Consider the following 11662-nt stretch of genomic DNA (forward strand, 5'->3'; position numbering starts at 1 on the left):
TCCACATGACCGCTTCCGCCCGTCGCCTTCGCAAGGCCGTCCTGCCCGTCGCCGGTCTGGGCACCCGCGTCCTGCCCGGGACCAAGACCACGCCCAAGGAGCTGCTCAACGTCGTCGACCGGCCGATCCTGAGTTATATCGTCGAGGAGGCGCGGGAAGCCGGGATCGAGCACATCGTCTTCGTCACCGGGCGCTCGAAGGGGGCGATCGAGGACTATTTCGATCACCAGATCGAGCTGGAAGCCCAGCTGCTGGCCAAGGGCAAGACCGACATCCTCGACGCCATGATCGCCGAACTGGCGACGGCGGGGGAGATGAGCTTCACCCGCCAGATGCAGCCGCTGGGCCTCGGCCATGCGGTCTGGTGCGCGCGCGACATCATCGGCGACGAGCCGTTCGCGGTCCTGCTGCCGGATGTCATCGTGGACTCCCAGCCGGGGGCCCTGAAGCAACTGGCCGATGTCTATGCGCAGGTCGGCGGCAACATCATCGGCGTCGAGGCCGTGCCCGAGAGCGAGACGCACAAATACGGCATCGTCGATCCGGAAAGCCGCGACGGCCGCCACATCCGCATGAAGGGGATGGTCGAGAAGCCGCCGCGCGGCGAGGCGCCGTCGAACCTGTCGATCGCGGGCCGCTACATCCTGCAGCCAGAAATCTTCGGCATCCTTGAAAACCAGCCGCGGGGCGCGGGCGGTGAAATCCAACTGACCGACGGCATGGCGCGGCTGATGAAGGACCAAACCTTCACGGCGGTGGAATACGAGGGCGTCACCCACGACTGCGGCGACAAGATCGGCCTGTTGCGGGCCAATGTCGCCCTGGCGCTGAAGCGGCCGGACCTGGGCGAAGCCGCCCGCGCGGCCATAGCCGCGTTGCTCTAGGCAGGACCGGCGCGCAGGCGCGCCGGGGCGGCGGCGATCACCGCCCTGCTGTCGTCAGCCGCCGCTGGTCAGGCGCGAGGCGCCGCCGGTGATGCGGCACACATTGTCGTTCTGCGGACGGCCGCTCTGCTGGCCGGTCGGAACCAGAATGCCGCCCCGCGCCTCACAGCTGTCGGACAGCTGGCGCAGTTCGTTGGCATAGGAGTTGGCGCCCGTCGTCGGCGCGCAGGCGGCGAGAGCGAGCAGAAGGGCGGTGGGGGCGGCGAGGATCAAGGGGCGCATGGCGGAGGTCTCCTTGCGATGGGGCCTTTATGTAAACGCCTGAAGCCGCATTCGTTCAACCGCTTCGATCAGACGCTCGAGATCGTCCGGCGTGGACAGGCGGTGGTCTCCGCCCTCGATCAGGTCCAGCCGCACATCCCCGCCGGTCAGCCGCTCGACCAGCGCCGTGGCGTGCCGCCAGGGCACCACGTCGTCGGCGCGGCCCTGAAAGATGTGAACCGGGGCGGCAATGGGCAGGGGGGCGCCCAGCAGCAGCCAGTCCCGGCCATCCTCGAACAGGCCCAGAGTCAGGACGTATTCGCCCATGCCCTCCTCGACGATCACGATCTCGCCGTCGCGCAGAATGGCATGACGTTCGTGGTCGGCGAGACTGGGCCACATCAACCGTTCGGTGAAATCCTGGGCCGGATTGATCAGCACCAGTCCGGCCATCCGTCCCGGCCGCGCCAGCGCCGCCAGCAGGGCGACCCAGCCGCCCATGGACGAGCCGACGAGCACGACCGGCCCCTTGAGGCTGTCGACCATGCAGATCGCATCCTCGCGCCAGCGCCCGATCGTCGCCTTTCGCCAGTCGCCCGAGGATTGGCCATGGGCAAAATGGTCGTAGCGGACATAGTCCCAGCCGCGCTCGCGGGCCGCGGCGTCCAGGGCCATGGCCTTGGTTCCCTCCATGTCGGAGCGGAAGCCGCCGATCCAGACGACAGTCGGGCCCTCGCCGTCGACGCGTCTGTACGCCAGGGTCTCGCCGCCCCGGCAGGTCAGGTGCTGGATGTCGTCCAATCGCGGCTCCTCTCGCGAAAGTCCTCACGGACTGATAGCGAACCGGGGAAAGCGAAGCGAAGGCCAAAAACGCGTGACAGATACCAAGACTGCCAGGAAGGTCCTGTTCGTCACTTCTAACCGCATCGGCGACTGCGTCATATCCTCCGGCGTGATCCGCGAAATCGCGCGGCAGGTTCCGGGGGCGAAGATCACCGTCGCCTGCGGCCGGCCGCCCGCCCCGTTCTTCCGCTCAGCGCCAGACGTCGAGCGGGTCATCATCCTCGACAAGAAGAAGCTGGCCGGACACTGGGTCGATCTGTGGCGTCAGGTCGTGGGCACGCGCTGGGACATGGTCATCGACATCCGCGGATCGGCGCTCGGTTATCTGATCCCGGCGAAGCGGCGCGTGGTCTACAATCGCAGCTGGGAGACGGGACTGCGCAAGGTCGAGATGGTCTCGCGCATGATGGGCGCGCCGGCCCCGCTGGATCCCGAGATATTCCTGGACGCACAGGCGGTCACAGACCGACGGGCGGTGCTTGATCCGCAACTGGCGGGCGGCAGCGGACCCGGCCCGATTATCGCCCTCGCCCCCATCGCCCACCAGCCCGGCAAGAGCTGGCCGGCCGAGCGCTGGGGACAGCTGGTCGAGAAGCTGAAGGCGGAGCCCCGGTTCGACGGCTGGCGCTTCATGGCCGTGGGCGGACCCGGCGACCGGCCTCCCGCGACCCCGGCGCTGGAGGCCGCAGGACCGCGCGGCATCGACTTCATCGGCAAGGGCGACATTCTGGCCTCGGCCGCCGCCATCGATGTCGCCGACCTGTTCGTGGGCAATGATTCCGGCCTGATGCACGTCTCCGCCGCCCTCGGTCGGCCGACGCTGGGCCTGTTCGGTCCGACCGAGTGGTGGCTGTACGGTCCCTGGGGTCCGCGGACCCGCACCGCCGCCTCCAATGAGACCCGCGGCGAGTTCGCGCCCATCGAGGCGCTGACGGTGGACCGTGTCTTTGAGGCCGTCCTCGACCTGCACGACGCGTACATCGGCGGCCGCGCGGCGCCCAAACCTTGAAGACGGGGGCTTTCGCGGTCATATAGGCGCGGTAAGGGGAACGCCGCGATCTGTCGCGCGCTCATCCTCGTCAGAACTCCGCCTCTTCATCCACACAAGGAACCGACGCTCATTCGCCGTCCGATGAACCAGCCGCCCGTCAAGGACGGGCCGCCCATGAACCAAGATATCCGCGCGCCGCGCGTTCTGCTCATCGATCAGAACGGCGAGAAACAGGGCGTCATGCCGACGTCAGCTGCGCTGGAAGCCGCCGAAGAGGCCGGCATGGATCTGGTTCAGATCGTGTCCACGTCCGAGCCGCCGGTCTGCAAGATCCTCGACTACGGCAAATTCCGCTTCCAGGAGCAGAAGAAGAAGGCCGAGGCGCGCAAGCGCCAGAAGGTCGTCGAGCTGAAAGAGATCAAGCTCCGCCCGAACATCGACACCCACGACTATGAGGTGAAGGCCAAGGCCATGCACCGCTTCTTCGACGAGGGTGACAAGGTCAAGGTGACGCTGCGCTTCCGCGGCCGCGAGATGGCCCACCCGGAACTGGGCATGAAGCTGCTCAACAAGGTCCAGGCCGATTTCGAGGAAATCGCCAAGGTCGAATACGCCCCGCGTATGGAAGGCCGCCAGATGATCATGATCCTCGCGCCGAAATAGCGATCGCGCGCCACCAACTTCCAGAAGCCCCGGCCGGAAACGGCCGGGGCTTTTTCGTTTGCGAGCTTCGCCTTGCGCGCCCGCGCGATCTGTCTGACACAGGGGTCGCCTCCCGCCCGAGTAACGCCCTGTGACGTCAGCCGCCCTGCCCCCGCCACCGTCGCGATCCGCGCTGTTTGTCCTGTTCGGGGTGGTGTTCATCAACCTGGTCGGATTCGGCATCGTCATCCCGCTGCTGCCCTTCTACGGCCAGACGCTGGACGCGCCGCCGTGGCAGGTGGCGCTGATGTTCTCGGCCTATTCGCTGGGCCAGTTCGTCGCCGAGCCCTTCTGGGGGCGACTGTCCGATCGCATCGGCCGCAAGCCCGTGCTGATGATCACCATCCTGTGCAATGCGGCCGGCTATCTGGCCCTGGCCTTCGTGCCCAACATCTGGCTGGCCATCGCGGTGCGGCTGTTCACCGGCATGGGCGCCGGCAATGTCTCGACCGCCCAGGGCTACGTCGCCGACGTCACGCCGCCTGAACTGCGCGCCGGCCGCATGGGTCTGATCGGCGCCGCCTTCGGCCTCGGCTTCATCTTCGGCCCGGCGATCGGCGGCCTGCTGACCCGGCCGGACCTCGGAACGCTGGGCTATCAGCTGCCTATCTTCACCGCGTCCGCCCTGTGCGTCATCGCCGCCATCGGCGTCGCCGTCCTGCTGAAGGAGAGCCGGGTGAAGGCGGACCCCGCCCTGGCCCGCCCGCCCTTCCTCGGCGGAGTGCATGACGCCGTGTCCAACCCGGTGGTGTCGCGCGTGCTGCTGGTCACCCTGATCTATATGGCCGGGTTTTCGGGGTGGGAATCGACCTTCGGCTTCTGGACCGAGGCCCGCTACGGCTGGACCGCGCGCGAGGTCGGCCTGTGCTTTATGGTCGTGGGGATCGTCTCGGTGATCTGTCAGGGCTTTCTGGCCGGTCGGCTGGCGCGCCGGTTCGGTGAGTCCCGGGTGCTGGCGGTCGGCTGCCTGGTCTTCGGCATCAGCCTGATCGCCCAGGTCGTCGCCAGCCGCCTGTTGCCCGATGCCGACTGGCTGGCGCCGGCGATCATGGCGGTGGGAGCCTCGGGCATGGCGATGACGATGCCCAATATCTCGGCCCTGATCTCGCGTTCGGTCGATCCGGACCGGCAGGGGGCCATGCTGGGCCTGAACATGGCGTCCAGTTCGATCGCCAGGATCTTCGGCCCCATCATCGCCGGGGCCATCTTCTCGCAAATCGGCCACGACTGGCCCTTCCTGATTGGCGCGCTCCTGACCATTCCGGCGGCGGTGATGGCGATCAACGCCGGAAGGGCCTTCCGCAAGCGGCAGGCTGCGGCTGTTGCACCGAGCGCCGCCTAGCACCGGCCTTGCTTTCCCGCGCTGGCTGGCCTAGAAGCCGCGCCTTCGCGTACCGAACCGCCGGGCTAAAAGGCATGCCTGGGCGGTTCTCATCAGGGTTTCCAATCCGACGGTCCCAAAGGCCCGAAGAACCGGCAACCCACTCAAAAAGAGAGTGAAAATGCCCAAACTGAAGACGAAGTCTGGCGCCAAGAAGCGCTTCAAATTCACGGCGACTGGCAAGGTCAAGGCCGGCGTGGCAGGCAAGCGGCACCGCTTGATCAGCCACAACAGCAAATACATCCGCCAGAACCGCGGCACCTCGGTCATGGCCGACGCCGACGCCAAGAAGATCAAGTCCTACATGCCGTACGCCTGATCGGCGCGCGCATCGACGACCTGATTTTCCCATAGAATTTGAAAGGATAGCGACATGGCTCGCGTCAAACGCGGCGTAGTTTCCCACGCCAGACACAAGAAGGTTCTCAAGCAGGCCAAGGGTTTCTACGGCCGCCGCAAGAACACCATCCGCACCGCCAAGGCCGCGGTCGACCGCGCCGGGCAATATGCCTACCGCGACCGCCGCAACAAGAAGCGCTCTTTCCGCGCCCTGTGGATCCAGCGCATCAATGCCGCCGCGCGTCTGGAAGGCTTCACCTATTCGCAGTTCATGCACGGCCTCGGCGAGGCCGGCATCGAGCTGGACCGCAAGGTCCTGGCCGCGATGGCCGCTGACGAAGCCGCCTTCAAGGCCGTGGCCGACAAGGTCCGCGACGCCCTGAAGGCCTGATTTTCCGGCAACGGAAGACGCAAAAGCCCTCCGGCCCGCGCCGGGGGGCTTTTTGCTTTGCGAAGCACCCGCTAGACGAACCCCAGCATGACCGATCTCGCCCAACTCGAACTCGACCTGATCAACGCCATCGGCGGCGCGGAGACCGCCGCCGCGGTGGAGGACCTGCGCGTGGCCGCCCTCGGCAAGTCCGGTTCGATCTCCGGCCTGCTCAAGGGCATGGGTGCGATGTCCCCTGACGAGCGCCGCGAGCAGGGGCCGATGATCAACGGCCTGCGCGACCGGGTGTCGTCGGCGCTGGCGGCCCGCAAGGCCGAGCTGGAAAGCGCCGAACTGGACGCCCGGCTGAAGGCCGAACACGTCGACCTGACCCTGCCCTCACGCCCGCGCCGGGCCGGTTCGGTCCATCCGACCATGCAGGTGATGGACGAGATGATCGCCGTCTTCGCCGACATGGGTTTCGCGGTCGCCGAAGGCCCGGACATCGAGGACGATTTCCACAATTTCACGGCCCTGAATTTCCCACCCAAACACCCGGCGCGGGAGATGCACGACACCTTCTTCCTGCGGCCCGACCCCGTGACGGGCGAACGCAAGGTGCTGCGCACCCACACCAGCCCGGTGCAGGTGCGGACCATGATGACCCAGAAGCCGCCCATCCGGATCATTGCGCCGGGCCGGACCTTCCGGAAGGACAGCGACGCCACCCACACGCCGATGTTCCATCAGGTCGAGGGGCTGGTGATCGACCGCGCCATCCACATGGGCCATCTGAAGTGGACGCTGGAGACCTTCGTCGCCCGCTTCTTCGAGGTGGACGGCGTCGATGCGCGCTTCCGGCCGCACCATTTCCCCTTCACCGAGCCCTCGGCCGAGATGGACATCCGCTGCGACCGCTCGGGCGGCGAGCTGAAGCTGAACCAGGGCGACAGCTGGATGGAAATCCTGGGCTGCGGGATGGTGCATCCCAATGTGCTGCGGAACTGCGGCATCGACCCGGACGAGTACCAGGGCTTCGCCTTCGGCATGGGCGTGGATCGCCTGGCCATGCTGAAATACGGCATCCCCGACCTGCGGCCCATGTTTGACGCCGACACCCGGTGGCTGGCCCACTACGGCTTCTCCGCCTTCGCCGCCCCCAACCCCGCAAGCGGACTGTCCTGATGACCGACCAGCCCATTTCTCCGGACGCGGCGTCCCGCGCGCTGGACCCTCGCGCAACCGAATTCCGCGGCAGCCGGTTTGGCCTCCTCGACCTCTACCGCGCCAGCATGCAGGCCGGCGGCGGGGCGGTGATCGAGGGGCGTACCTTCACCGACTGCACCATCGAGGGGCCAGCCGTGATGCTGGTGCTTGAGAACGTCTTCTTCGACCGGACCAATTTCGGCCCGACCGGCGGCGATATGCGCAACATGCTGTTCCGGCCGCTGGGCGACATGGGCATCGGCGCCATTCCGGTGCGCAACTGCACCTTCACCAACTGCCGGTTCCTCACGCTCGGGATCACGGGGAATGACGAACTGCTTGATATGCTGATCGCGCAGGTCAAGACCGTCGACGACAGCCAGAACTGAACCTTGAAAGACCTGCCAGCATGACCGAAGACACGCCGAAAATGTCCCCCGCCGAGGCCGCCGGCCGCGCCATGGTCGCGCGCACCAGCTTTGAGAAAGAGGCCGTCTGGCTTCCGGTGCTGGCTGTGAACCACTGGAACGCGGGCGAGATGGTCATCGCCGGCAAGACCTTCACCGACTGCGTGATCGAAGGTCCGGCGGTGATGGCGGTGATGAACGGCACGACGTTCGACGGCTGCAACATGGGCGCGGCCGCCAACCCGCGGAACCTGCTGCTCAAGCCGCTGGGCGAAAAGATCGTCGGCGCCATCGGCATGGCCGACTGCCGCTTCGTGCGCTGCCGCTTCGCCCAGGTGGCCTTCACGGGCAGCGACGAGCTGCTGGCCGACCTGGAGTCGGGCATCGTCGCCGGCAACAGCGCCATGGAACAGGCCGGGGGCGGCGCGGCGTGAAATTCACCCTCTCCTGGCTGAAGGAGCATCTCGACACGGACGCGGACGTCGCAGCTGTGGCCGACGCCATGACCATGGCCGGCCTGGAGGTCGAGGAGGTCCATGACCCGATCGCGGCGCTCGCGCCGTTCACCGTGGCGCGGATCGTCTCGGCCGAACAGCATCCCAACGCCGACCGCCTGCGGGTCTGCCAGGTCGATACGGTCGACGGGCCGAAAGAGATCGTCTGCGGCGCCCCCAATGCGCGCGCCGGCCTGACCACCATCTATGCGCCGATCGGCGCCTATGTGCCCGGACTGGGCGTGACCCTGGTCGAAAAGCCGGTGCGGGGCGTCGTTTCCAACGGCATGCTGTGCTCGGCTTCGGAGCTCGAGCTGGCCGACGAGAGCGACGGTATTCTGGAGCTCGCCGACGATCTGGCCGTGGGAACCCCGGCCGCGGGCGTGTTCGGGGCCGAGCCTGTCATTGATTTCGAAGTGACGCCGAACCGGCCCGACTGGCTGGGCGTGGCGGGCATTGCGCGCGATCTGGCCGCCGCGAGCCTCGGACAACTGAAGACGCCGTCGATCCTGCCGGTCCCGGGGACCTTCCCCTCGCCGATCTCGGTACGGATCGAGGCGCCGGAGATGTGTCCGGTGTTCGCCGGGCGTCTGATCCGGGGCGTGAAGAACGGCCCCTCGCCCGAGTGGCTGCAGCGGCGACTGACGGCGATCGGCCTGCGCTCGATCAACCGGCTTGTCGATGTGACCAATCTGGTCGCCTACGACCGCTGCCGGCCCCTGCACGTCTATGACGCGACCAAGCTGGTCGGGAACGAGATCGTGGTGCGCGGCGGGCAGGTTGCGCGCGATACGGGCGAGCCCGAACATCTGATCGCCCTGGACGGCAAGACCTACGCCGCCGATCCGGCCATCTGCGTCATCGCCGACGCCGGCGGCGAACGCCCCATCGGCCTGGGCGGCGTCATGGGCGGCGAGTCCACCGGCTGTTCGGACGAGACGACGGACGTCTTCGTGGAATGCGCCTGGTTCGACCCGATCGTGACGGCCCAGACCGGCCGGACCCTGTCGCTGAATTCCGATGCCCAGTACCGGTTCGCGCGCGGCGTCGATCCGGCCTCGGTCGTGCCCGGCGTCGAACTGGCCACGCGGCTGATCCTCGACCTGTGCGGCGGCGAGCCGTCGGAACTGGTGGTGGCGGGTCAGGCCCCTGCCAACCCCGCCGCCTTCGCCTTCGACCCGGCCCGTGTTGCGTTGCTGACCGGCCTGTCTCTGGACGACGAACGCATTGCTGAAATCCTGACCCGGCTCGGCTTCGAGCTGGCGCTGGGAACGCCCTGGACCGTGACGCCGCCGTCGTGGCGGCGCGACGTCGAGGGTCCGGCCGATCTGGTCGAGGAGGTCGCCCGCATCGAGGGCTACGGCGCCCTGCCTTCCCCCCCCCTGCCCGACCTGGGCGCGCCATCGAAGGGCGTGCTCAATTCGCGTCAGGCGCGGGTGCGGCTGGCGCGGCGCGCGCTGGCGGCCATGGGATACGCGGAGGCGGTCACCTGGTCCTTCACAAAACAGTCGACGGCGGCCCTGTTCGGCGGCGGCGATGATGCGTTGAGGGTCGAGAACCCGATCGCGGCCGATCTGGACTGCATGCGCCCCTCGGCCCTGCCCAATCTGATCCAGGCGGCGGCCCGCAACGCCGCCCGCGGCCACGCCGACGCCGCCCTGTTCGAGATCGGGCCGATCTATCTGAACGACCAGCCGGACGGTCAGCGCACCGTCATCGCCGGACTGATCGCCCCGCGCGCTGCCCGTCACTGGGGCGCCGCGCCGGAGGATGCCCTGTTCGGCCTCAAGGGTGACCTGATGGCCCTGCTGGAGGCGCTGGGCGCGCCGGTGGCCTCGCTGCAGCTGGCCCAGGGCCAGAACCGCGACTGGTGGCACCCCGGCCGTTCCGCCCGTCTGCAACTGGGCCCGAAGAATGTGATGGTCGAGTTCGGCGCCCTGCACCCGCGCGTGCTCAAGGCGCTGGACGCCGACGGGCCGATGCTGGCCTTCGAGATCGTGCTGGACGCGGTGCCCGAGCCGCGCGGCGCGAAGTCCAAGGCGCGCGGTCCGGCCAATCTGGCCAACCTCATGCCCCTGACCCGCGACTTCGCCTTCATGGTCGAGGACGGCAAGGCCGTGGGCGATCTGGTCAGGGCCGTCGCCGCCGTCGACAAGGCGCTGATCGCCGGGGTGTCGGTGTTCGACCTCTATCGCGGCGCGGGCGTGCCCGAGGGCATGAAGTCAGTGGCGCTGGAGGTGTCGATCCAGCCCGTCGAGGCGACCCTGACCGAGGCCGAGATCGAGGCATTGTCGACCCGGATTGTCGCCGCCGCGGCGAAACTCGGCGCGAACCTGAGAAGCTGATTGATGGGCATCAAGCCGAGAATCGAGACGGCCTTCGAACGTCTCCTGTTCCAGTCACGCTGGCTGATGGCGCCCTTCTACGCGGGCCTCGTCCTGGCGTTGATCATGCTGCTGGCTGTCTTCGTCCGGGACCTGATCTATTATTTTCCGCAGGCCTTCGCCGTCGGGCCGCGGATGTCGTCCAACGACGCCATCCTGGCTGTTCTGACGCTGGTGGACCTTTCGCTGGCCGGCAATCTGCTGCTGATCGTGATGTTCTCCGGCTATGAGAATTTCGTCTCCAAGCTGGACCTCGACGGCGAGACGGACCGGCCGCCGTGGATGGGCACCGTCGATTTCTCGGGCCTCAAGATGAAGCTGATCGCCTCGATCGTGGCGATCTCGGGCATCCAGCTGCTGAAATTCTTCATGAACATCGGCCGGGACGGCACGCCGATCGACGAGACGGAGGCCATGTGGGGCGTGTTGATCCACCTGACTTTTGTCGCCTCGGGCGTGCTGCTGGCGCTGATGGACTGGCTGACGTCCAAGACCGACAAACACTGATAATTTTGTGGGCCGCGGTCAGAAGGCTCCGCCTTCTCGACCCCACGCGGCATGGCCGGCAAGCTTCCGTTAACCTTGCCGCCGCAAGGCTGACTCAAAGAGCGGTGACGGTGAACGCAAGCGCCCGCGCGAGTCGGGCGAGCCGTCCCCGCCTTCGGAGCCAGAACCATGCATCGCCGCCAACTGATCCTGTCGGGCCTCGCCGCCACCGCCGGCGCCTCGGGCCTGTCCGCCTGCGCCACCACCGGGCAGCAGCCGTCTGATCCGGCCTATCCGATCGCCTCCGACGGCCAGGCGCCCGCCTATACCGCCGATGAACTGGTCGCCGCCGGCTCGCGTGAGCTGGGCATCGCCGCCGAAGCCCTCGGCGGGGCCATCGAGCGCATCTTCGCCGAACAGGGAGACCGCCCGACCGCCTATATCGCCGGCGAGGAAGCCTCCGGCGCCGCCGGCGTCGGCGCGCGCTACGGCCGCGGCGCCCTGCACATGAAGGACCTGTCGGCCTCGCAGGAGGTGTTCTGGCAAGGCATTTCGATCGGCTGGGATGTCGGCGGCAATGCCAGCCGGGTCTTCACCCTGGTGTACGGCCTGTACCACCCGGACATGATCTATCGCCGCTATCCCGGCGTGGAAGGCACGGCCTATCTGGTCGGCGGCCTGGGCGTGAACTACCAGCGCGCCGACGGCATCATCCTGGCCCCGATCCGCACCGGCGTCGGCCTGCGTCTCGGCGCGAATGTCGGGACCATGGCCTACAGCCGCCAGCGGAATCTGCTGCCTTTCTGAGGTGGCGAGTGATTAGTGGTTAGTGGTTGGCTGGCGTCTGTGCGACGGCGCGGCCAGCGCCGCCATTCCGCCGTCAGTGCGGCAATCACTAACCACTAATCACTAAC

Annotated in this window: 14 protein-coding genes; 12 read left to right on the top strand and 2 right to left on the bottom strand. The window is 67.5% G+C overall.

Annotated elements, in window-relative coordinates; translation table 11 throughout:
* The first annotated feature begins 5 nt into the window (after positions 1 to 5).
* The gene (galU, locus tag B3E43_RS01485) at positions 6 to 884 is read left to right on the top strand and encodes a UTP--glucose-1-phosphate uridylyltransferase GalU (protein WP_292026121.1); all 879 of its coding nucleotides are present in this window, start codon (positions 6 to 8) and stop codon (positions 882 to 884) included.
* A 54-nt stretch (positions 885 to 938) separates the two neighbouring features.
* On the opposite strand, the gene B3E43_RS01490 is transcribed toward galU, so the two are convergent.
* Together B3E43_RS01490 and B3E43_RS01495 are read right to left on the bottom strand one after the other, a co-directional pair.
* Positions 939 to 1166 (bottom strand): hypothetical protein, encoded by a 228-nt coding sequence (locus tag B3E43_RS01490; protein WP_292026122.1) that lies wholly within the window; start codon positions 1164 to 1166, stop codon positions 939 to 941.
* A gap of 27 nt (positions 1167 to 1193) precedes the next feature.
* Positions 1194 to 1946, bottom strand: coding sequence for an alpha/beta fold hydrolase (locus tag B3E43_RS01495; protein WP_292026123.1), 753 nt, complete (start codon positions 1944 to 1946; stop codon positions 1194 to 1196).
* 73 nt (positions 1947 to 2019) lie between these two features.
* Here B3E43_RS01495 and B3E43_RS01500 point away from each other — a divergent pair, with 73 nt between their 5' ends.
* From B3E43_RS01500 to B3E43_RS01550, 11 genes are all read left to right on the top strand, one after another.
* Entirely contained in the window at positions 2020 to 2997 is a 978-nt protein-coding gene (locus tag B3E43_RS01500) for a glycosyltransferase family 9 protein (RefSeq protein WP_292026124.1), read from the top strand.
* A 123-nt stretch (positions 2998 to 3120) separates the two neighbouring features.
* Positions 3121 to 3642 carry a translation initiation factor IF-3 gene (gene infC / locus B3E43_RS01505; RefSeq protein WP_292026125.1) on the top strand — a complete coding sequence of 174 codons (522 nt, stop codon included), beginning with the start codon at positions 3121 to 3123 and terminating at the stop codon, positions 3640 to 3642.
* Between the two features lie 130 nt (positions 3643 to 3772).
* Positions 3773 to 5023, top strand: a complete 1251-nt coding sequence (locus B3E43_RS01510) for an MFS transporter (protein ID WP_292026126.1) — start codon at positions 3773 to 3775, stop codon at positions 5021 to 5023.
* Between the two features lie 160 nt (positions 5024 to 5183).
* The gene (rpmI, locus tag B3E43_RS01515) at positions 5184 to 5381 is read left to right on the top strand and encodes a 50S ribosomal protein L35 (RefSeq protein ID WP_003166435.1); all 198 of its coding nucleotides are present in this window, start codon (positions 5184 to 5186) and stop codon (positions 5379 to 5381) included.
* Positions 5382 to 5435: 54 nt separating this feature from the next.
* Positions 5436 to 5792 carry a 50S ribosomal protein L20 gene (gene rplT / locus B3E43_RS01520; protein WP_055827447.1) on the top strand — a complete coding sequence of 119 codons (357 nt, stop codon included), beginning with the start codon at positions 5436 to 5438 and terminating at the stop codon, positions 5790 to 5792.
* 87 nt (positions 5793 to 5879) lie between these two features.
* Positions 5880 to 6956: a phenylalanine--tRNA ligase subunit alpha gene (gene pheS, locus B3E43_RS01525; protein WP_292026127.1), complete on the top strand. Its 1077-nt coding sequence runs from the start codon at positions 5880 to 5882 to the stop codon at positions 6954 to 6956.
* Positions 6956 to 7366: a hypothetical protein gene (locus B3E43_RS01530; RefSeq protein ID WP_292026128.1), complete on the top strand. Its 411-nt coding sequence runs from the start codon at positions 6956 to 6958 to the stop codon at positions 7364 to 7366. The genes pheS and B3E43_RS01530 overlap by 1 nt, the downstream gene beginning before the upstream one ends.
* Before the next feature lie 20 nt (positions 7367 to 7386).
* Positions 7387 to 7818 carry a hypothetical protein gene (locus B3E43_RS01535; RefSeq protein WP_292026129.1) on the top strand — a complete coding sequence of 144 codons (432 nt, stop codon included), beginning with the start codon at positions 7387 to 7389 and terminating at the stop codon, positions 7816 to 7818.
* Positions 7815 to 10223 carry a phenylalanine--tRNA ligase subunit beta gene (gene pheT / locus B3E43_RS01540; protein WP_292026130.1) on the top strand — a complete coding sequence of 803 codons (2409 nt, stop codon included), beginning with the start codon at positions 7815 to 7817 and terminating at the stop codon, positions 10221 to 10223. Before B3E43_RS01535 ends, pheT begins: the two co-directional genes overlap by 4 nt.
* Before the next feature lie 3 nt (positions 10224 to 10226).
* A complete protein-coding gene (locus tag B3E43_RS01545) occupies positions 10227 to 10769 on the top strand; it encodes a TIGR00645 family protein (RefSeq protein ID WP_292026131.1) in 543 nt (180 codons plus the stop codon).
* 168 nt (positions 10770 to 10937) lie between these two features.
* Positions 10938 to 11555, top strand: coding sequence for a DUF1134 domain-containing protein (locus B3E43_RS01550; RefSeq protein WP_292026132.1), 618 nt, complete (start codon positions 10938 to 10940; stop codon positions 11553 to 11555).
* The last annotated feature ends 107 nt before the right edge of the window (positions 11556 to 11662 follow it).

Origin of the sequence: Brevundimonas sp. UBA2416 (genome assembly GCF_002343105.1) — a bacterium.
In the GTDB taxonomy this organism is placed as follows: Bacteria; Pseudomonadota; Alphaproteobacteria; order Caulobacterales; family Caulobacteraceae; genus Brevundimonas.

What these genes read in the sequence shown, in the direction of transcription:
- galU (WP_292026121.1), top strand. Translation starts at nt 6, where the DNA reads ATGACCGCTTCCGCCCGTCGCCTTCGCAAGGCCGTCCTGCCCGTCGCC.
- B3E43_RS01490 (WP_292026122.1), bottom strand. Translation starts at nt 1,166, where the DNA reads ATGCGCCCCTTGATCCTCGCCGCCCCCACCGCCCTTCTGCTCGCTCTC.
- infC (WP_292026125.1), top strand. Translation starts at nt 3,121, where the DNA reads ATGAACCAGCCGCCCGTCAAGGACGGGCCGCCCATGAACCAAGATATC.
- rpmI (WP_003166435.1), top strand. Translation starts at nt 5,184, where the DNA reads ATGCCCAAACTGAAGACGAAGTCTGGCGCCAAGAAGCGCTTCAAATTC.
- rplT (WP_055827447.1), top strand. Translation starts at nt 5,436, where the DNA reads ATGGCTCGCGTCAAACGCGGCGTAGTTTCCCACGCCAGACACAAGAAG.
- pheS (WP_292026127.1), top strand. Translation starts at nt 5,880, where the DNA reads ATGACCGATCTCGCCCAACTCGAACTCGACCTGATCAACGCCATCGGC.
- B3E43_RS01530 (WP_292026128.1), top strand. Translation starts at nt 6,956, where the DNA reads ATGACCGACCAGCCCATTTCTCCGGACGCGGCGTCCCGCGCGCTGGAC.
- B3E43_RS01535 (WP_292026129.1), top strand. Translation starts at nt 7,387, where the DNA reads ATGACCGAAGACACGCCGAAAATGTCCCCCGCCGAGGCCGCCGGCCGC.
- B3E43_RS01545 (WP_292026131.1), top strand. Translation starts at nt 10,227, where the DNA reads ATGGGCATCAAGCCGAGAATCGAGACGGCCTTCGAACGTCTCCTGTTC.
- B3E43_RS01550 (WP_292026132.1), top strand. Translation starts at nt 10,938, where the DNA reads ATGCATCGCCGCCAACTGATCCTGTCGGGCCTCGCCGCCACCGCCGGC.